This is a genomic window from Actinomadura sp. CNU-125 (assembly GCF_001942465.1).
Lineage (GTDB): Bacteria > Actinomycetota > Actinomycetes > Streptosporangiales > Streptosporangiaceae > Spirillospora.
Genome location: NZ_MKJY01000455.1, coordinates 1 through 17,332 on the forward strand (window position 1 = coordinate 1; position 17,332 = coordinate 17,332).

General features: G+C 70.9%; 18 protein-coding genes and 2 pseudogenes. 13 read left to right on the forward strand and 7 right to left on the reverse strand.

Annotated elements, in window-relative coordinates; genetic code table 11:
• On the reverse strand, positions 1-434 hold a 434-nt coding region (locus tag BJF79_RS37330), incomplete at its 3' end, for a BadF/BadG/BcrA/BcrD ATPase family protein (protein WP_410050193.1).
• Between the two features lie 318 nt (positions 435-752).
• On the opposite strand from BJF79_RS37330, the gene BJF79_RS37335 reads away from it, so the two are divergent.
• Together BJF79_RS37335 and BJF79_RS37340 are read left to right on the forward strand one after the other, a co-directional pair.
• Positions 753-1,712 (forward strand): MurR/RpiR family transcriptional regulator, encoded by a 960-nt coding sequence (locus BJF79_RS37335; RefSeq protein WP_262403145.1) that lies wholly within the window; start codon positions 753-755, stop codon positions 1,710-1,712.
• The gene (locus BJF79_RS37340; protein ID WP_075904475.1) at positions 1,709-2,605 is read left to right on the forward strand and encodes an N-acetylmuramic acid 6-phosphate etherase; all 897 of its coding nucleotides are present in this window, start codon (positions 1,709-1,711) and stop codon (positions 2,603-2,605) included. The genes BJF79_RS37335 and BJF79_RS37340 overlap by 4 nt, the downstream gene beginning before the upstream one ends.
• Before the next feature lie 91 nt (positions 2,606-2,696).
• Here BJF79_RS37340 and BJF79_RS37345 read toward each other — a convergent pair whose 3' ends face one another.
• Positions 2,697-3,893: an acyl-CoA dehydrogenase family protein gene (locus tag BJF79_RS37345; RefSeq protein ID WP_075904477.1), complete on the reverse strand. Its 1,197-nt coding sequence runs from the start codon at positions 3,891-3,893 to the stop codon at positions 2,697-2,699.
• 60 nt (positions 3,894-3,953) lie between these two features.
• Here BJF79_RS37345 and BJF79_RS37350 point away from each other — a divergent pair, with 60 nt between their 5' ends.
• Complete coding sequence (locus BJF79_RS37350) at positions 3,954-4,589, forward strand: HAD family hydrolase (RefSeq protein ID WP_143220744.1); 636 nt, start codon at positions 3,954-3,956, stop codon at positions 4,587-4,589.
• Positions 4,590-4,645: 56 nt separating this feature from the next.
• The gene (locus tag BJF79_RS37355; protein ID WP_075904524.1) at positions 4,646-5,152 is read left to right on the forward strand and encodes a DUF6912 family protein; all 507 of its coding nucleotides are present in this window, start codon (positions 4,646-4,648) and stop codon (positions 5,150-5,152) included.
• An 18-nt stretch (positions 5,153-5,170) separates the two neighbouring features.
• Here BJF79_RS37355 and BJF79_RS56410 read toward each other — a convergent pair whose 3' ends face one another.
• Positions 5,171-5,341 carry a hypothetical protein gene (locus BJF79_RS56410; protein ID WP_158079411.1) on the reverse strand — a complete coding sequence of 57 codons (171 nt, stop codon included), beginning with the start codon at positions 5,339-5,341 and terminating at the stop codon, positions 5,171-5,173.
• Positions 5,342-5,567: 226 nt separating this feature from the next.
• Entirely contained in the window at positions 5,568-6,599 is a 1,032-nt protein-coding gene (locus tag BJF79_RS37360) for a serine hydrolase domain-containing protein (RefSeq protein ID WP_083734540.1), read from the reverse strand.
• 226 nt (positions 6,600-6,825) lie between these two features.
• Between BJF79_RS37360 and BJF79_RS37365 the strand changes: the two genes are divergently transcribed.
• The 5 genes from BJF79_RS37365 to BJF79_RS37385 all read left to right on the forward strand — a co-directional run bounded on the left by BJF79_RS37365 (position 6,826) and on the right by BJF79_RS37385 (position 11,520).
• Positions 6,826-7,308: a YybH family protein gene (locus tag BJF79_RS37365; RefSeq protein ID WP_075904481.1), complete on the forward strand. Its 483-nt coding sequence runs from the start codon at positions 6,826-6,828 to the stop codon at positions 7,306-7,308.
• Between the two features lie 53 nt (positions 7,309-7,361).
• A complete protein-coding gene (locus tag BJF79_RS37370) occupies positions 7,362-7,991 on the forward strand; it encodes an LUD domain-containing protein (RefSeq protein ID WP_075904483.1) in 630 nt (209 codons plus the stop codon).
• A 109-nt stretch (positions 7,992-8,100) separates the two neighbouring features.
• Positions 8,101-8,436 carry a YciI family protein gene (locus BJF79_RS37375; protein WP_075904528.1) on the forward strand — a complete coding sequence of 112 codons (336 nt, stop codon included), beginning with the start codon at positions 8,101-8,103 and terminating at the stop codon, positions 8,434-8,436.
• A gap of 5 nt (positions 8,437-8,441) precedes the next feature.
• Positions 8,442-9,596, forward strand: a complete 1,155-nt coding sequence (locus tag BJF79_RS37380) for an RNA polymerase sigma factor (protein ID WP_262403146.1) — start codon at positions 8,442-8,444, stop codon at positions 9,594-9,596.
• A 373-nt stretch (positions 9,597-9,969) separates the two neighbouring features.
• Positions 9,970-11,520 carry an MFS transporter gene (locus BJF79_RS37385; protein ID WP_262403150.1) on the forward strand — a complete coding sequence of 517 codons (1,551 nt, stop codon included), beginning with the start codon at positions 9,970-9,972 and terminating at the stop codon, positions 11,518-11,520.
• Here BJF79_RS37385 and BJF79_RS37390 read toward each other — a convergent pair.
• The 3 genes and pseudogenes from BJF79_RS37390 to BJF79_RS37400 form a co-directional block, all read right to left on the reverse strand.
• Positions 11,471-12,229 (reverse strand): annotated as a pseudogene (locus BJF79_RS37390) (helix-turn-helix transcriptional regulator); the annotation flags it as partial. The gene BJF79_RS37385 and the pseudogene BJF79_RS37390 sit on opposite strands and share 50 nt — an antisense overlap.
• Before the next feature lie 155 nt (positions 12,230-12,384).
• The gene (locus BJF79_RS37395) at positions 12,385-13,269 is read right to left on the reverse strand and encodes an oxidoreductase (RefSeq protein WP_075904487.1); all 885 of its coding nucleotides are present in this window, start codon (positions 13,267-13,269) and stop codon (positions 12,385-12,387) included.
• Positions 13,270-13,339: 70 nt separating this feature from the next.
• Positions 13,340-13,570 (reverse strand): hypothetical protein, encoded by a 231-nt coding sequence (locus BJF79_RS37400; protein WP_083734543.1) that lies wholly within the window; start codon positions 13,568-13,570, stop codon positions 13,340-13,342.
• A gap of 126 nt (positions 13,571-13,696) precedes the next feature.
• On the opposite strand from BJF79_RS37400, the pseudogene BJF79_RS52075 reads away from it, so the two are divergent.
• The 4 genes and pseudogenes from BJF79_RS52075 to BJF79_RS66035 form a co-directional block, all read left to right on the forward strand.
• A pseudogene (locus tag BJF79_RS52075) lies at positions 13,697-14,374 on the forward strand (LysR family transcriptional regulator); the annotation flags it as partial.
• Between the two features lie 417 nt (positions 14,375-14,791).
• On the forward strand, positions 14,792-16,423 hold the full coding sequence (gene pruA / locus BJF79_RS37415; protein WP_075904530.1) for an L-glutamate gamma-semialdehyde dehydrogenase: 1,632 nt from the start codon (positions 14,792-14,794) through the stop codon (positions 16,421-16,423).
• A 90-nt stretch (positions 16,424-16,513) separates the two neighbouring features.
• A complete protein-coding gene (locus BJF79_RS66030; RefSeq protein WP_316043519.1) occupies positions 16,514-16,714 on the forward strand; it encodes a hypothetical protein in 201 nt (66 codons plus the stop codon).
• Between the two features lie 58 nt (positions 16,715-16,772).
• The gene (locus BJF79_RS66035; protein WP_316043520.1) at positions 16,773-17,222 is read left to right on the forward strand and encodes an HAD family hydrolase; all 450 of its coding nucleotides are present in this window, start codon (positions 16,773-16,775) and stop codon (positions 17,220-17,222) included.
• Positions 17,223-17,332: the final 110 nt, after the last annotated feature.

Here is a 17,332-nt window from a genome sequence, read left to right on the forward strand (position 1 = left end):
CGGACCGTGCGCCGGCGGGGGGCGTGCGCGCGTGCCGTGACGTGCGCGCGCGCCGCCGCACGGTGCGTCCGGTGCTGCCGCCGCCGGGCCGCGTCGATCTGCGCGACGACCGACGGGCCGAGCAGCGCGCGCGGCACCGAGTCGGTGAGCAGGGTGGGGGAGCCGCGGCCGTCGTAGGCGGCGAGTGCCGCCCGGACCGCCTCTTTGCCGAGCCACACCGCCGACCCCTCGTCCCCGACGAGGAAGCCGTAGCCGTCGGCGCGCTGCACGATCGTCCCGTCGTTGATCACCGCCGCGCCCGCGCCGGTGCCGGAGAACACGACGATCCCCTTGGGACGGCTGGTTCCGGCGGCGAACGCCACCGCGATGTCGGTCACCACCGCGGGGGAGCCGCGCAGGCCCATCGCCTGCCAGGCGCGGCGCGCCGCCGTCACCGCCGCCGCCGCCGGCCGAACCGGCGCCCGCGATCCCGAAGACACCGGTGAGGACATGGGTGCGGTCCAGGTCCCCGAGCGCCTCGGCCAGGGCGGTGGTCAGCGCTCCGGCGGTGTCTCCGCCCGAGTTGGGGTTGGCCCCTGGGCCGGTGCCGGAACCGGCCAAGGCTCCCCCGAGAGTCAGTACGACACAGCGGGTCTTCGTGCCACCCGCGTCTATACCGACCACATACGGACCGGCCAAATGGGTCAACACATGGCGAACCGTAGCCTTTTCTACCGTTGACGCGACAATGTGAGCGTAAGAAACTTTCTTCCATGAGGAAACCCATCGGACCCGAGCCCGGGGGCACGGCGCCCGGTGCACCCGGGGACGAGGCGCCGGGCAAGGACCCGACGCCGCTCAGCACGGTGGTGCGAGTGCGCTCGCTGCTGCCCTCGCTGCCCCCCGCCGAGCGACGCGTCGCGCAACGCGTCATCGACGACCCCGAAGGGGTCGCCAACTCCACCATCACCGAACTCGCACAGAACTGCGGCACATCGGAGACGACCGTCATCCGGTTCTGCCGCGCGATCGGGTTCCACGGCTACCCGGAGCTGCGGCTGACCCTCGCCACCGAGGCGGGACGCGCCCAGACCGCCGCGGGCGGGCGGGTCATCGGCAGCGACATCAGCCCGGACGACTCGCTGGAGCAGATCGTCGAGAAGGTGACCTTCGCCGATGCCCGGGCCGTGGAGGAGACGGCCTCCCAGCTCGACATCAAGATGCTGGAACAGGTCGTCGACGCGGTCGTCGCCGCCGAGCGCGTCGACGTCTACGGGGTGGGCGCCAGCGCGTTCGTCGCGGCCGACTTCCAGCAGAAACTGCACCGCATCGGACGAGTCTGCTCCGCGTGGGCCGACGCGCACATCATGCTCACCAGCGCCGCCGTCCTCGGCAGCGGCGACGTGGCGATCGGGATCTCCCACACCGGCGCGACCGTCGAGACCATCGACGCGCTGGAGGTCGCCAAGAGCAACGGCGTCACGACGGTGGCGCTCACCAATTTCCCCAAATCACCGATCGCGGAGGCCGCCGATCTGATCCTCACCACAGCCGCAAGGGAAACGACCTTCCGTTCCGGCGCCACCGCCAGCAGGCTGGCGCAGCTCACGGTGGTCGACTGCGTTTTCGTCGGTGTCGCCCAGCGCACCTACGGGTCTACCCGCAAGGCCCTGGAAGCCACGTACGAGGCGGTCCGCGGCCGGACCGTGCGACCCGACCGGAGGCGTCGGTGATCGATTGCGAGCTCCCCACCGAGGGACGGAACCCCCGCACCCTCGACGTCGACACGCTGCCGACCATGGAGGTGCTGCGCCTGATCAACTCCGAGGACGCGACGGTGCCGATGGTGGTGGCGTCCGTCCTCCCCGAGGTCGCCCGGCTGGTCGACCTCGCCGTCCTCTCGCTGCGCGCGGGCGGACGCGTCCACTACTTCGGCGCCGGCACGTCGGGACGGCTCGCGGTGATCGACGCCGCCGAGCTGCCCCCCACGTTCGGCATCTGGGGCCGTGTCGTCGCCCACCACGCCGGCGGGCCCGGGGCGCTGTCCCAAGCGATCTCCGACGTGGAGGACGACGCCGAACTCGGCACCCGGGACGCCCGCGACGTGCAGCCCGGTGACATCGCCATCGGGATCGCGGCGAGCGGCCGCACCCCCTACGTCGTCGGCGCGCTGCGCGCGTCCGCCGCGATCGGGGCGCGCACCGCGCTGATCAGCTGCAACCCCCACACCCCCTACGGCGCCGAAGTGGAGGTGCACATCGGCCTCGCCACGGGGCCGGAGGTCATCAGCGGATCCACCCGGATGAAGGCGGGCACCGCGACCAAACTGGTGCTCAACAGCTTCTCCACCACACTCATGATCAGAATGGGGCGCACCTACTCCAACCTGATGATCAGCGTGAACGCGCTGAACGCCAAGCTGCGCGCCCGCCTGGTGCGCATCCTCACCGAGGCGACCGGGATGGACGCCCGGACCTGCGAGAACGCGCTGTCCGAGGCGGGCGGCAACACCCGCGTGGCGCTCGTCTCGCTGCTCGGCGAGGTGCCCGCCGCGCGCGCGACGCTCATCCTCGAAGAGACCGACGGCGGCGTCCGGGAGGCGCTGCAGCGACTGAGATCCGCGTAGCGCGTCGCGGCACCGGCCGAGGAGAACGGCCGAGGCCACGACGGACGTTCCGGGCATGCGGTCATCCCCGCACTGGCCGCATGCCCGCGGACTACTTCTCGTACTGCCGGAGTTCCTGCCGGGCGACGGTCCGGACGTGCACCTCGTCCGGTCCGTCGAAGATCCGCATCGCCCGCAGCCACGTGTACATGCTCGCCAGCGGCGTGTCGTCGGAGACGCCCGCGCCGCCGTGCACCTGGATCGCCCGGTCGACGACCTCGTGCGCGATGCGCGGCACCACGACCTTGATCGCCGCGATCTCCGTCCGGGCGCCCTTGGCCCCGTGCTTGTCGATCAGCCACGCGGTCTTCAGGGTGAGCAGCCGCGCCTGCTCGATCGCCATCCGCGACTCGGCGATCTGCTGCCGCACGACCCCCTGCTTCGCCAGCGGCGCGCCGAACGCCACCCGGTCGACCGCGCGCCGGCACATCAGCTCCAGCGCCCGCTCCGCCATCCCGAGCGCGCGCATGCAGTGGTGGATCCGCCCCGGCCCCAGCCGCGCCTGCGCGATCATGAACCCGTCGCCCTCCGCGGCGACGAGGTTCGACGCCGGCACCCGCACGTTCTCGAACACGATCTCCGAGTGCCCGTGCTGGTCCTGGTAGCCGAAGACCGGCAGATGCCGGAGCACCTGCACGCCCGGCGCGTCCCGGGGCACCAGGATCTGCGACTGCCGCCGGTGCGGCGGCCCGTCCGGATCGCTCTTGCCCATCACGATGAAGATCTTGCAGCGCTCGTCCGCGGCGCCGGTGATGAACCACTTGCGCCCGTTGACGACGTACTCGTCGCCGTCCCGGACGATCGAGGTCGTGATGTTCGTCGCGTCCGACGAGGCCACGGCCGGTTCGGTCATCGCGAACGCGCTGCGGATCTCGCCGTTCAGCAGCGGCTCCAGCCACCGCCGCTTCTGCTCGTCCGTCCCGAACATGTGCAGGACTTCCATGTTCCCCGTGTCCGGCGCGGCGCAGTTGACCGCCTCCGGCGCCAGGTCGGGCGAACGTCCCGTCAGCTCGGCGAGCGTCGCGTACTCCAGGTTCGACAGACCGGAGATGTCGGGCAGGAACAGGTTCCACAGCCCGCGCTCCCGCGCCTCGGCCTTCAGCTCCTCCACCACGGGCGGCAGCGCGTGCGGATCGTTCTCCGCCCGCCACCGCGCGTAGACGGGCTCGGCCGGGTAGACCCGCTCGTCCATGAACTCCTGGAGTCTGTCCCGGTACTCCCGGGCCTTCGGGCTGAGTTCGAAGTCCATGCCCGCAGTCTGACAGAACGCGATTCGGCCGATGCGTCCGGGATCGCTTACCATCGCCTCGTGACCGTCAAAGCCGTAATCACCGACTGGGGCGGAGTCCTCACCTCCCCGCTGAACGAAGCGATCGCGACCTGGCTCGCGGCCGACCGCATCGACGCCGCGCACTACCGCACGGTGATGCGCGCCTGGGTCAAGCAGGCTTACGACGGCGGCGGCGTCAACCCCATCCACGGCCTGGAGGACGGCACCCTCGACCCCGCCGAGTTCGAGCGCCTCCTCGCCGCCGAACTGCGCACCGTCGAGGGCGGAGCGGTCGCCGCCGCCGGGCTGATCGCCCGCATGTTCGGCGCGTTCTCCCCGGTCGAGCCCATGTACGAGGCGCTGCGCGCCGCCCGCACCGCGGGCACCCGCACGGCCCTGCTCTCCAACTCCTGGGGCAACGAATACCCCCGCGACCTGTTCGCCGACCTGTTCGACGCCGTCGTGATCTCCTGCGAGGTCGGCATGCGCAAGCCCGACGAGCGCATCTTCCGGCACGCCCTCGACCTCCTCGAACTGGACGCCGCCGAGTGCGTCTTCATCGACGACATCGAGCACAACATCAAGGCCGCCGAAGCCCTCGGCATCCGCGGCATCCTGCACACGGCCCCCGACACCACGATCGCCGAACTGCGAAAGCTGAACCTCCTGCCCTGAACACCCCGCGCGCCGAACGGCGCGCTGGCGTCCATCTGGCAGACTTGTCGACCGTCATGCGCGTCTACCTGCCCAGCACGCTCGCACTTCTCGCCGGCGTCCAAGAGTCCCGGGAGATCGGCCCCGCGCCGCTCGCCGCCCACGCGGTGACGCCCGCGCTGCGCGAGTGGTACGCGGGCGGCGGAGACGACGAACTGGAGTACGCGGCGCTGACCGCCGCCGCCCGCGCGTCCCTGCGGCTGCTCGCCGCCGACCCGTCCGCCCCGCGCCGCCGCGTCGTGCTGGCCGCCGAGATGCCCGACCGGGTCGTCGAGTGGGCGCCCGGCGGCGCGGGCCTGGACGACGACGAACCGTCGCGCGTCCGGCTGACCTCGCCCGTCCCGTGGAAGAAGATCGCCTCCGGGCACGTGGACGACGCCGAGGCCGAGGCCGACGTCGCCGCCGCCGTGGCGGCGCTCCCGGCCGCCGACGCCGGGGACGACGACGCCGGGTTTACCGTCGACGGCGCCGAGGGCCACGAACTCCTCTGGTACGCCACCCAGGAATTCCGAGACCTCCTCTAGCCGGGCCCGCGCAACGGGTCAGGCGGGGTACCGGGTGGCCTCGTCGACCTTCGCGCTGTCGGCGTCCGCGATCACCTGCGGCTTGGGCGGGACTTCCTGGCCGGTCACCAGTTCGTGCAGGGGAGTGCGCGGCGGAAGGGCGCGCCACCGGTCCTGCTTGTTCTCGCCGTGCTGCTCTTCACCGCTCATACGGCCATCATGCAGTCTCCGACGGCTTCCGGACACCCCCCGAAGCCGCGCCCGTTCGCCGACCGAAGGGCGCGGTGCCTCCTGAAGCCTGGCGGCCTCGGACTCCCGCTGGGCGCTCGCCAACGACAGCGACCCGAACGAGCTCATGTTCACGCTGCTCCCCGTGACGGCGTTCCTGCGCGGCGCTCTGGCACAGACCGCACCCGAGCGGGAAGCGGTTGGCGCACTACGAGCCGGTGGGCGCGCAGAGGGCGGTCTCGGCGACCCGCATGACGCGCCGGAAGTCGTCCATGTCCGCGGGCTCTGTCGTGATGGAAAGGACGAAGGCGGGACCGGCGCGGCCGCCGCGGCCGACGAGCACACCGGCCAGCATCGAGTAGCCGTGCATCTGTCCCGAGTGGCCGACCAGGTCTCCGCAGGAGAGATGGTTGATCTCCAGCCCGAGCCCGTACTCGTCCACCGCGCCCCGGGCCGGGACCATGCGGCTCATCTCGGCCAGTTCGGCGGGACGCAGCAGCCGGCCCCGCAGCAGCGCGCCGAAGAACCTGTCGATCTCGGCGGGAGTGGAAACCATGTCGCCCGCCGCGTCCATGTGGCCCGTGTCCTGCTCGGTCACGTCGATGAGGTCGGGCGCCCTGATGTAGCCGCGCGGGTGGGCGCCCCTGATGCGGTACTCGCGAGGATCGGGTGAGTAGGTGTGCCGCAGCCCGAGCGGCCGGACGATCCGGCGTTGGACCTCGTCACGCCAACTCGGTGCTCCGGTGACCTGCTCGATCAGTTTCCCGAGGAGCAGGTACCCGGTGTTGGTGTACGACCATGGGCCGGACGTGGGCTCCAGCGTCAGCGCGTACCGGATCAGTTCGTCCCGATCGTGATGCCGGAATCGCTGGTCGGCCCACTCCCTGCCCTGGGGGAGGAGCGTCCCTGGATCCGGCAGGCCGCTGGTGTGCTGGAGCAATTGCCGGACGGTGATCCTGCGGCCGTCGCCGCCTCGCCCGCGGACGACGCCCGGCAGGTACCTTTCCACCGGCGCGTCCAGGCGTACCCGTCCCTCGCCGACCAGTTGCAGTACGACCGTCGCGACGAACGCCTTGGTGGTCGAGCCGATGCGCACCAGCCCATTCGGCGGGACGGGACGGCCGGTCCGCACGTCCCCGGTCCCGCTGCGCAACGTGACGGTCGTGCGGCCCGCCACGGTCATGAGGGCGCCCGGGACGCCCGCACGGCTGGGGCCATCAGCGGCGCGCCGACCGCCCATTCATCCCCGCTTACCGGCGGCCACATGGCGATGACCGACATCGAAGGCAACAAAATCTGCCTCAGCTGACTGTGGCCTGTCCCCTACGCGGTCCCGCGTTCGTTTCCCTGGTACACCCCGGCCAGGGGTGCGCGCCCGATCGGCGAAAGCGAGAAGGGCGCTCAACGCGCTACCGCGTCGGTTCTCGGTCTCCACCGACCTGACCGACGGCAGAGGAAGGGCCACCATGACCGAACTGCAGGACCTGATCGACCGCGCCGACATCGAGGCGCTGCAAGCGGAGTTCACCGACGCCTCGATGATGCACGACCTCGACCGGCTGATGGCGCTGTACACCGAGGACGCGGTGCATGCGATCCCGGCGGTGAACATCGAGCTCTCCGGGTGGGAGGCGATCCGCGCCGGTACCGAGGCGATGGAGCACGACTGGGAGTTCTTCGTACAGAACACCCACCCCGGCTCGATTCGAATCGACGGCGACACCGCCACCGGCCGCGCGCTGGTCTTCGAGATCGGACGGCAGCGCGACGGGCGTTCGGTCCTCAACTACGCGGTCTTCCACGACGGCTACCGGCGTACGCCCGAGGGGTGGAAGTTCACCGAACGCGTCTACGAGGTCCGCTACTTCGATCCCACACCGCTGGCCGGCTCCGCGGAGGTCGTCTGGGACAGCGGCGACGAGGCGGCACCGAAGGGCACGTCCGCCTGACAAGCCGCGACCCGTCAGCCCGATCCCACCATCAGCTTGAGGAGAACCAACCGATGACCACATCCGCCGGAGCCGCACAGTTCACCGAGCCCGCCACCGAGGAGCGTCTGGAACGGGTCGCGGCCGCACTGACGGCGAACAACTTCGCCGTCGAGATCCTCGACGGCGTCACCGCCGCACGCGAGCGGGTCAAGGACCTGATCCCCGAGGGGGCGAGCGTGTTCACCGGTGCCAGCGAGACACTGCAGGTCTCCGGCATCGACTCCGACATCAACACCAGCGGACGCTACGACGCCGTCAAGTCGCACACCCTGACCATGGACCGCGAACGTGAACGCCGAACGCTCTGGCAGTTGATCTCCACCCCGGATTTCATCGTGGGCAGCGCCCAGGCGGTCACCGAAACGGGTTCCCTCGTCATCGCCTCGGCCAGCGGGGCCCAACTGCCCGGATACGCCGGCGCCGCCGCCCACGCGATCTGGATCGTCGGAGCGCAGAAAGTGGTCCCCGACCTGGACGCGGCCCTGCGGCGCGTCGAAAGCCACTGCCTCCCGCTTGAAAACGACCGCGCCATGGAAGTCTACGGTCAGCCCAGCGCCCTCAACCGCCTGCTGATCCTTCATGCCGAGCCTCACTTCGGGCGGGGTACCGTGTTGCTGCTCCGAGAGGCGATCGGTTTCTGAACGCCGCGGCACCGCCCGGCCCGTGCACCTCGCGCGGATCGGGCGGGGCCCTCGTCGCGGTCACGTTCAAGCGCGACGGCCAGTCTCACCACGTGGAGTTGATGTCCGAATGCAGTATGCGCTGCTGATCCATACCGAACCCGCTACGCCCGATGCCCCGTCGGACCAGGCTGACGACGCCGCGTTCGCCGCATACACGGACCTGGCGGAGGATCCCCGCTACGTCAGCGGGGCGGGGCTGGAGTCGGCCGACACCGCCACGTGCGTCCGGGTCGACGGCGGCAGGACGCTGATGACCGATGGCCCGTTCGCCGACACCAAGGAGATACTCGGCGGGATCTGCATCATCGAAGCCGCCGACCTGGACGAGGCCATCGACTTCGCCACCCGCGTCCTCGCCGCCCGCGACGGGGTCATCGAGATCCGGCCGGTGAGCACGCGCTGACCCCGTTGGACGAAGTCTTCCGCGACGAGTGGGGCCGGGTGCTGGCCACGCTGGTCGGGATCTTCGGCGATCTGGACCGCGCCGAAGACGCGGCGCAAGAGGCGTTCACGATCGCGGCCGAACGCTGGCCGCGGACCGGAGTGCCCACCCATCGGAGGGCGTGGCTGGTCGCCACGGCCCGCAACCGCGCCATCGATCAGATCCGCCGCGAACGCACCCTGGCAGGGAGGATGCACTTGCTGCTGCCCTTGGAGGCGGACGTGGGCGAGTTCGACGACTCCGCGATCAAAGATGAGCGTCTGGAGTTGGTGTTCACCTGCTGCCACCCGGCATTGTCGCTGGAAGCGCAGGTGGCACTTACCCTCCGTGCCCTCGGCGGGCTGAGCACGACCGAGATCGCCCGCGCCTTCCTGGTCTCCGAGGAGACGATGAAGCGGCGCCTGTCCCGGGCCAAGGCGAAGATCGCCAAGGCCGGGATCCCGTTCGCCGTCCCGCCGGAACACCTGTTCCCGGACCGCCTCGACGCCGTCCTGGCAGTGATCTACCTCATCTACAACGAGGGCTACGGCGGCCGGAGCGACCTGGGCGCCGAAGCCATCCACCTCGGGAACGTCCTCACCACACTGCTGCCCGAGCAGCCCGAGCCCCACGGCCTGCTCGCGCTGATGCTGTTGCACCACGCGCGGCGCCGGGCCCGGTTCGACGGAGACGACCTGGTTCTGCTCGCCGACCAGGACCGGTCCCTGTGGAACCCGCGGCAGCTCGCGGCGGGCCGTGCCGAGCTCGACCGCGGCATCGCGCTCGGCGGACGAGGGCCCTACCTCGTGCAGGCCGCGATCGCGGCCCTGCAGACCCAGGACCCGATCGACTGGGTACAGATCGTCCGGCTCTACGACCGGCTCGTCGACCTCACGAACTCCGCCGTGGTGAAGCTGAACCGGGCCGTCGCGGTCGCACAGGCCGGCGATCCCGCCACCGCGCTGCGGATCCTCGACACGCTGGGCCTGGAGGACTACCAGTATCTGCACTCGACCCGCGGGGAACTGCTGCGCCGCCTCGGCCGCCGCACCGACGCCCGAACCGCCTACCGTCGAGCCCTCCAGCTGGCCACCTCCACACCCGAACGACGATTCCTGACCCGCCGACTCGAAACGACCTGAAGACCCCCGGCCCCCACCCGCGCGGGTATGTGCGGCCGTGCCCGGACGCGCCGCTCGCGGACCTCACCGAATTCAACCCCTCGATCGCGGGCGCGTCAGGCGGGATGATCTCCAGCGGCGCCGACTTCGACCGGTTCCTGGGCGCGCCGACCCCGCGCCGACCGTCCAGAGCGCCCCGGCCTCAACGGGCCGTGGCGCTTCGGCGAGCATCCGGTGCCCTGATGTGAGCCTGCACCTGCCAGATGTACCTTCAGCAGAGCGCTGGCTGCCCATCTCGGCGGGCCGCACTCTGGCGGGCATGACAACGAATGACCTCGCGCGGCTGGGGCCGCGCGGCCGGCTCGTCCTCCTCACGCTGTGCGGTGCGACGTTCATGACCGGGCTGGACTACTCGATCATCACCGTGGCGCTGCCGGAGATCGGCCGGGACCTGGGTTTCTCCGGCGCGGCGACGCTGCAATGGGTGGTCACCGCCTGCTTGCTGCCGACGGCGGCGTTGATGCCGTTGTTCGGGCGGGTGTCCGACGTGCTCGGCAGGCGGCGGCTGTTCCTCGCCGGGGTGGCGGCCTTCACCCTGTTCTCCCTGCTGGCCGGGCTCGCGCCGAGCCCGGGACCGCTGGTGGCCGCGCGCGCCGGACAGGGCGTCGCGGCGGCCATGATCGGTCCGACCGCGCTCGCGCTGATGACGGCCGCGTTCCCCGAAGGGCCGCGGCGCACCCGGGCGCTGGGGGTCAACGGGGCCCTGCTCTCGCTGGGATTCGTCATCGGGACGATCGGCGGCGGCCTCATCACCAGCGGCCTGAACTGGCGCTGGACGATGCTCATCCTGTGCGGCATCGGACTGCTGGTCATGCTCGGCGCCCTCACGGTGGTCCGCGAGGACACCGGGCGGACACCCGCCCGGCTGGACGTCCCCGGCGCGATCCTCGTCGGCGGCGGGCTGTTCGCCCTGGTCTACGGCATCTCCACCGGGGCCGGGGCGGGCTGGGGCAGCGCGCGGACTCTGGGGACGCTGGCCGCCTCGGCGATCCTGCTCGGTTCCTTCCTGCTGGTCGAGGCCCGCGCCGCGGCCCCCTTGGTCCCGCTGCGGCTGCTGCGCCGTCCGACGGTCAAGTGGGGGATGACGATCGGGCTGGTCACCTTCGGGATGTGCGGCGGGGCGACCCTGCTGCTCAGCATCTACATGCAGGACGTCCTGGGGTACTCGCCGCTGCAGACCGGCCTCGGCTTCCTGGGCGAGGGTGTCGCGGCCCTGCTCGCCGGGACCCTGGCGGCCCGGCTGATCGGGATGCGCGGCACGGCCACCACGATCGCGGTCGGTCTGAGCGTGCAGGCCGTCGGCACCGCGGCGATGGCGTTCCTGCCGAGCGAGGGCGGCCTGGTCCTGTTGACGGCGACCTCGGCCACGATGGGCTTCGGGCACGTCCTGACGGTGGTTGCGGCCATCACGACGATCACCTCCGGCCTCGACGAGGCCGACCAGGGCGTCGCGGGCGGCCTCGCCCAGCTGCCCACCTTCGTCGGCGCCATCGGCGTCGCCGGGCTCACCGCGGTCTTCTCGGCCCGCAGCGAAGCGCTCGCCTCCTCCACCACGGAGCGTCGGCCGCCCTGGGCGGGCTGCACGTCGCGTTCCTGGTGGCGGGTGCGGTCGCGCTCCTCGGCGCCGCCGGTGCCGTCCTGCTCCGCCGGACGGACGCCGCGCGCCCCACCCCACGCCCGTCCGAGCGCGAAACGGCCCCGACCCCGTGAGAACCTCCCTCACCAGCCAGGACGCCCTAAGTGGCTGTCACGGCCCCACCGGCGACGAGTTCGGCCAGCCGCCGCAACCGATCCTGCGACGGCGAGCCAACCTCCGCCTGGAAGACCGTCATCCCCTGGCCCTCGTCATCGGGACTGCGCAGGAACTCGGCGGTCAGGGACATGACGCCCACATCCGGGTGCCGGTAGTCGCGGGTGATGGACGCGCAATGGCTCACCGGATGCTCGCTCCACAGCGTGCGGAACTCCGGGCTGGCCGCCAGCAGTTCCTCGATCAGCGCGGTCAGCCCTTCATCGCTTGGAAACCTGCTCAGGGCCCCCTCCAGGTAGGCGATGTCATCGCGGGCCTTCTGCTCCCAGTCGACGTACAGCCCACGGGAGAACTCCGTCTCCAGAAAGTCCATACGGACGAAGTTCGGCTTCTCTTCGCCCTCGAAGGGCCGGTGCGGCGCCAGCAGAGCGTGCGCCAGGCGGTTCCACGCCAGGATGTCGCCCCGCCTGCCCACCGCGATGGCGGGCGCCCCGGCGAACGAATCAACCATCAGCTTGAGACCGGGACGCAACCGTTCCGGCTCGGCGGCCCGTCGGCGGACGCGCGACGCCCTGGCCAGCCGACGCAGGTGCGCGACCTCCTCGCCGTCCAGCTTGAGGACGCGGGCCAGGGAGTCAAGGACCTCCTCGGACACGTTCGGGCCCTGCCCCTGCTCCAGCCGTGTGTAGTAGCCGACGCTGACGCCGGCGAGCGACGCCAGCTCCTCTCTGCGCAACCCGGCTACCCGCCGATGCCGCAATCCCGGACGCAGTCCCACGTCCTCCGGCCGGAGGCGGTCTCGACGCGACCGCAGGAACTCGCCAAGCGCTGAACTCGGGTACATACGCCCAAGGTTGCCACCACCGCTTCAAGCCCCCGACCTCGCGGACTGCCCCACCCGGCACAGGCGAACCGTGAGAATCGGAGCGTGCGCGTGGAGCTTGCGACTCGGTGATACCGCCTTGCCCGGTGTTTTCGGTGATCCACTGCTCAGCCGGATCAGACCGGCTGCTCAAGAGTGGGCAGGGGAAACTTGATGTTGGTGAGGAGTTCGGAAACCTCCCAGAGCTTTTGTGCGGTGTCATCGTCGAGTGCCTTGCCGGACAGTTCTTCGAGGGCGGCGGGGCCGCGTACCCCGAACCGGCTGGGGCCGGAGAAGCCGGCGGCGGGGACGTCGCCGACGGTGGCCAGCAGGGTCGGTCGGGCCCCGCCTTCGGGACTTTGGGCCAGTAGCCGCGTTCCCAGGGCGAGGGTGTGGTCGATGATCCGCTGGCCGGTGGTCATGGTGAATCCGGTGGCCGCCCAGCCGGGATGCGCTGCCGTGGCCAGGATCGGTGAGCCGGCCCTGCTCAGGCGGCGCTGCAGTTCTCGGGTGAACAGCAGGTTGGCCAGCTTGCTCTGTCCGTAGGCGCCGAACGGGCGGTAGGGCCGTCGTTGCCACTGCAGGTCCTCGAAGTCGATGTGTGCGCTGCGGTAATTGGTGGAGGACACGGTGATCACCCGCCCGGTGATCTGGCCGAGGAGCAGATTCGTCAAGGCGAAGTGCCCGAGATGGTTGATGCCGAGCTGGCTCTCGAAACCGTCGGCGGTGTGCTGCAGGGTGTGGGTCATGGAACCGGCGTTGTTGATCAGATAGTCGATGGGGCCGTCGGTCGTGCGGGCGAACTCCCGCACGGAGGCCAGCGACCCGAGGTCGAGCGGGCGTGACTCGGCGCGGCCGCCCATCTCGGCGGCGGCCGCGCGGCCGCGGGTCTGGTCGCGCACGGCGAGGATGACCCGTGCGCCCTTCGCGGCCAGTGCGGCAGCGGTGGCCTTGCCGATGCCGCTGCTGCCGCCGGTGATGATCACGGTCCGGCCGGTCTGATCGGGAATGTGCGTGGTCATGAGGTGATGGCGGTCTTTCCGTGATCGTGTTGCGCGGTGTTCAAGGTCGATGGTTTTCGGATGTGCCGATTTACAGGCCGTCCCAGAAGTCCGACAGCATGCGGGCGGCCCGGGCCGGGCCCTGAAGCATCCACCAGTGACCGAGCGCGTCGAGGTCGACGGCACGGGCACCGGCGCGGTGGGCGGCACCGAAGCCTGCGGGAAGTGCGGCGCCGAAGCCCGGAGGCGAAAGCAGGACCACGTCCTGCTGCCGGGACTCGGGCAGTTCGCCGATCAGAGGTGTCCAGACCGCAGAGGTCACCGGGACGCCATGGACAAAAACAATGGTCATACCAGGAAGGACACCACCAGGTCGGCGTAGGCGTCCAAGACCTGCATTGCACCCCGTTATGCAAGAAATGCATAGCGGAGGCTAGTGTCTGGGGACATGCCTCCCGATCTGGACCTACGGCTGGTCCGATACTTCACGGTCGTCGCCGAGCGGCTGAACTTCGCACAGGCGGCCGAGGAACTGCGTGTCGCCCAGCCTTCCCTGAGCCGCCAGATCCAGCGCCTGGAGAACACTCTCGGCGTGCGTCTGCTGGAGCGCACCACCCGGGGCAGCCGCCTCACCGCTGCGGGTGCGGTCTTCCTGCCCCAGGCGCAGCAACTGCTGCACGGCGCCCAGCAGGCGGTCCTGACCGCCTTGGCCGCGGCGCCCGCGCGCACGATCACCATCGGGTACGTCGACGACCTCGTCATCACCCCCGCCGTGCGCAAACTGCGCAATCGATGTCCCGACGCCCACGTCCGTACTCGTCACCTCGGCTCGCAGGACGCCTCCACGCTGCTGGACAGGCAGGTCGATGTCCTGGTCGCCCGCACGCCGCTGCCGATCCCGGCCGAGGACCTGGAGGTGACGGTCCTGTACTCCGAGGCCCGGGTCCTGCTGGTGCCCGCCTCACACCGCCTGGCCGGGAAAGAAGCGGTCACGGCCGACGACATCGCCGCGGAACCACTCGTGGGCTGTACCGGCATGGGCGCCGAATGGACCACCTTCTGGCGGCTCGAACCCCGATCAGGCAGCGAACCCGCCCCGTTGGGCCCCACCTTGGCCGAGACCTACGAGGACAAGATCGAGGCCATCGCCGACGGCACCGCCATCGCCATCGTCCCGGCCGCGACCGGCGCTACACCCTGCGCCCCGACCTGGTCACCGTTGCGCTCGACGGGATCGAGCCCTGCCAGATCGTCGTGGCCGCCCGGACCGCGGACACGAACCCGCTCGTCACAGAGTTCGTGCGATCCGCGAAGGATCTCCTGGGCTAGATCCACTCCGCACCGTCCACTCGACCGCGGCGATTACGAGAGGCGCGGCGTGCGGAAGGTGCGGGGTGAGGATCGGGCGGGTGTGGGGAGCGGGGTGGGGGTTTCGGGTGGGGTGTCCGGGTGGGGACGGGGTGCGGCGGGGAGGCATCGGAAAGGGACGAAGGGGTACTTCCCGGGGCGTCGACATCGCCGTTGGACTTTGCGGGAGCATCGCATGGACGCCGTCACCACCGTCCCGGTTCCGGTGAACGAGCCGGTCAAGGGGTACGCGCCGGGCAGCCCGGAACGGGCCGCGCTGGAGGCCGGGATCAAGGAGCTCGGGGGGACGGAGACCGAGCTGACGATGACGATCGGGGGCGAGCGGCGGATGGGGGCGGGGGAGCCCATCGCCGTGGTCGAGCCGCACGATCACGGGCATGTCCTCGGACGGATGGGGGACGCGGCGGAGGCCGATGTGGCCGAGGCGATCGCGGCGGCGCGGGAGGCCGCCCCCGGGTGGCGCGCGATGTCGTTCGACGACCGGGCGGCGATCTTCCTGCGCGCGGCGGATCTGCTCGCGGGGCCGTGGCGGCCGACGCTGAACGCGGCGACGATCCTCGGGCAGTCGAAGTCGGTCCAGCAGGCGGAGATCGACGCGGCGTGCGAGCTGATCGACTTCTGGCGGTTCAACGTCGCGTACGCCCGGCAGATCCAGGAGACGCAGCCCCGCTCGTCGCCGGGCGTGTGGAACCGGATGGAGTACCGGCCGCTGGAAGGGTTCGTTCTCGCGATCACGCCGTTCAACTTCTCCGCGATCGCGGGGAACCTGCCGACCGCGCCCGCCTTGATGGGCAACGTCGTCGTGTGGAAGCCGTCTCCGACGCAGCAACTGGCCGCGCACTTCACGATGCGGGTGCTGGAGGCCGCGGGGCTGCCGCCCGGGGTCATCAACATGGTGACCGGGAACGGGCGGGCGGTCTCGGAGATCGCGTTGCGGCGGCCCGATCTGGCGGGGCTGCACTTCACCGGGTCGGTGGGCACCTTCCAGGCGCTGTGGCGGACGATCGGCGAGAACATCGCCGGGTACCGGGGGTATCCGCGCATCGTCGGCGAGACGGGCGGCAAGGACTTCGTGGTCGCGCATCCGTCGGCCGATCCCGCGGTGCTCAAGACCGCGCTGGTGCGGGGCGCGTTCGAGTACCAGGGGCAGAAGTGCTCCGCGGCCTCGCGGGCGTACGTTCCGCGTTCGATCTGGGACGGGATGCGCGACGAGTTCTGCGCCGAGACCGAGGCGCTCACGATGGGGAACGTGGGGGCGGACCTGTCGACGTTCATGGGGGCGGTCATCGACGGGCGCGCCTTCGCGAAGCACCGCGCCGCGATCGAGCGGGCCCGCTCGATCGACTCGATGAAGATCCTCGTGGGGGGCGAGCTGGACGACTCGCGCGGCTACTTCGTGCGGCCGACGGTCCTGGAGTCGGCGGACCCGACCGACGAGATCTTCACGAAGGAGTACTTCGGGCCGATCCTCGGCGTGCACGTCTACGACGACGCCGACTACGACCGGGTGCTGCGCCAGATGGAGGGCGTGTCGGAGTACGGGCTCACCGGCGCGGTCATCGCCGACGATCGTGCCGCGATCGCCGGGGCCACCGAGACCCTGCGGTTCGCCGCCGGGAACTTCTACGTCAACGACAAGCCCACCGGGTCGATCGTGGGGCAGCAGCCGTTCGGTGGCGCGCGGGCGAGCGGGACGAACGACAAGGCCGGGTCGGTGTTCAATCTGACGAGGTGGACCAGCGCGCGTGTCATCAAGGAGTCGTTCGTCCCGCCGACCGACTACCGCTACCCGCACATGGGGCCCTGACCGCCCGGTTGCCAGGAGCGCCCGTGAGGATCGACGATAAGGGCGCCCGCCGCCCCCGGCGGGCGCTCCACCGACGACCATGGGAACGGGATGTCGACGTTGAACCGGCTGGTGCTGTGGAACATCGATCACACGCTGGTCGACGTCGGGCGGGTCACCCGCGAGGTCTACGCCGAGGCGTTCCACGCGACCGTCGGACGTCCGCTCCTGCGGCTCGCGCCCACCCCGGGGCGCACCGAGTCCGAGATCGTGTTCGAGACCCTCGCGTTCAACCGTCGTCACCACCGATGATCACCTGCCCCCGTTCATCGCCGCGCTGACCACGGCGTTCGCCGCCCGGCGGGCCGAGCTGCGCGAGCACGGCCGGGTGCTGGCCGGGGCCCGGGAGGCCGTGGACGCGCTGGCGCGGACGCCCGGCGTCGTGCAGTCGGTGCTGACGGGGTCGGTCCGGCCGAACGCGGTCTCGAAGGTCACGGAACTGGGGTTCGCCGACCGGCTGGACCTGGACGTCGGCGGCTACGAGGACGGCGTCTACAGCAAGGCCGCCCTCCTGGAACTCGCCCGGTCCCGCGCGGGCGACCGGTACGGCGTCCCGTTCCCCGAGCGCGCGACCGTCTACATCGCCGACTCGCCCCGCGACGTGCAGGCCGCGCACATCGCCGGTTCGCCGATCATCGCCGTCGCGACGGGCAGCGCCACCGAGGCTGAGTTGCGTGCCGCGGGCGCGGACGCCGTCCTGCCGACGCTCGCCGACACCGCGGCCGTCCTGAACGCCGTCGCCGCCCTGACCGATTCCTGACATGACACGCCCTCCTTTGTCCGCTGCTTTCAGTCTCGGCGGCGCCGTGACCCGGTTGAACTAGAAACCCGTTCTGTGGATAACCCCGGCGGTGGGCCGGGTGACCATGA